This window comes from Acinetobacter sp. GN11, from assembly GCF_054823985.1.
Map to the genome: position 1 here is coordinate 1 of NZ_JRVL01000263.1, position 1,558 is coordinate 1,558.

General features: G+C 38.8%; 1 protein-coding gene. It reads right to left on the reverse strand.

Annotated elements, in window-relative coordinates:
• On the reverse strand, positions 1-1,434 hold the full coding sequence (locus NL42_RS17785) for an amino acid permease (RefSeq protein WP_461313764.1): 1,434 nt from the start codon (positions 1,432-1,434) through the stop codon (positions 1-3).
• Positions 1,435-1,558 lie beyond the last annotated feature (124 nt).

A 1,558-nucleotide genomic window follows, 5' to 3' on the forward strand; every position in this document is an offset into this window, starting at 1 on the left:
TTAGCTCTGCACCACATCTTTATTGTGATAAAAAATGAAGTAGCTCGCATAACATAAAATAATAAAAACAACACAACAGATAAAGCCGACCCGCATCGAAGGATCCGCCACCATACTAATACAAGTAATAGCACAGAATAGACCGCCCACAATTGGAGTCAAAGGAAACAAAGGAGCAGCAAAACGTAAATCTTTTGCAGTTTTACCAGATTTATACCACTGTCTACGAAAATTAAATTGAGATACGCAAATTGCAATCCACACAACCACCATGGTAAATGCTGCAACACCCAATAAATTTTTAAAGATCGTCTCAGGGGCAAACTGCTCTGAAAGCAATCCAGGTATTGCACCAAACATCGTCACAGTAATGGCAACAATCGGTGTTCCTGAAGGAGTAAGCCTTGAAAATATTTTTGGTAATTGATTTTTTACTGAAAGTGACCACATCATTCGTGAAGCAGCAAATAAACCAGAATTGGCAGCCGAGAGTAAAGCCGTAATGATTACAAAGCGGATAATATCTTCCGCATAAGGAATACCAATGTAATTAAACACAGTCACAAAAGGGCTATTACTTACTTCGTTTGCATTCAAACCTGCAAGTTCGAATGGCAATAGCGAAGTAATCACAACAATGGTACCAACAAAGAAAATTAGTAGACGCCAAATGGCTGCATTAATCGCCTTTGGAACAGTTTTTTCAGGATTTTCAGTTTCACCCGCAGCTACTCCGATTAATTCGGTGCCCGAAAAAGCAAAATTAACAATCAGCATGGTTGCAAATATTGGGAATAATCCATGTGGAAACCAACCTTGAGCGGTTAGATTACTAAACAACGGTGCAGTTTCATGTCCGTGGTAAGGTATAAAACCAAAAATTGCCAACAAACCCAAACCAATAAAACAGATAATCGTAACAACTTTGACAAGTGCCAACCAAAACTCTGACTCGGCAAATAATCGTGTTGAACTAACATTTAGGAAAAAAACCAAGGCACCAAAACATAGTGTCCAAGCCCAAACAGACGTAGAGGGAAACCACTCTCGAACCAGTAAAGCTGCGGCAGTAAACTCGGTTCCTAAAGTCGCGGTCCAAGTTAACCAATAGAGCCAAGTAATCATATAACCTGTGCCCGGACCAATATAGCGACGAGCATACTCACCAAATGATCCTGATTCTGGTACATGTACTGCAAGTTCACCCAGACATAACATCACGGTATAGGCAATTAAACCGCCTAAAAAATAAGAAATAATTGCGCCAATTGGGCCAGCTTGGGAAATTACATCACCCGACCCTAAAAAAAGACCTGTACCTATGGCACCGCCAAGGGAGATCATCACCAAATGCCGAGTACTCATTGCTCGTTTCAAAGGTGCAGAACTTCCATGTTGCGATGCATCATTATTCCGATAATTTAATGATTGCATATAAAAAACTGTAACGACAATTTAGTAAAAAATCATTTTAGGATAAAAAAATAAATATGCAATTATCTTTGAATAGTGAACTTATTTTAAGCAACCCTTTTCTCTTTAAATAAAATAAACAACA

Bases quoted from the DNA above. Each gene is read 5' to 3' on its own strand.
- NL42_RS17785 (WP_461313764.1), bottom strand. From the start codon at position 1,434: ATGCAATCATTAAATTATCGGAATAATGATGCATCGCAACATGGAAGT.